This is a genomic window from Microvirga pakistanensis, assembly GCF_004458765.1.
GTDB classification, from domain to species: Bacteria; Pseudomonadota; Alphaproteobacteria; order Rhizobiales; family Beijerinckiaceae; genus Microvirga; species Microvirga pakistanensis.
Genome location: NZ_SPJX01000581.1, coordinates 1 through 223 on the forward strand (window position 1 = coordinate 1; position 223 = coordinate 223).

General features: G+C 67.7%; 1 pseudogene. It reads right to left on the reverse strand.

From position 1 onward, the window contains the following. Positions 1-223, reverse strand: a pseudogene (locus E4K09_RS23870) (glutathione ABC transporter ATP-binding protein GsiA); the annotation flags it as partial.

Here is a 223-nt window from a genome sequence, read left to right on the forward strand (position 1 = left end):
ACAGCGACCGGCCGACATCGAAGCGCGTGGTGAGCTTCTCCACCTGGAGCAGAGGCTTGGTATAGTCGGCGGTCTTCTGCTCGTGCATCTCGCCGGTCTGCCTCGGCGCGCGTCCGTCCATGACCAGGACGGGCATGCGCTTGGGATAGGGCTGGCCCTTGAGGCTGCCGAGGCGCGGCACCGCCGAGAGCAGCGCGCGGGTATAGGGATACCGAGGCGAGGT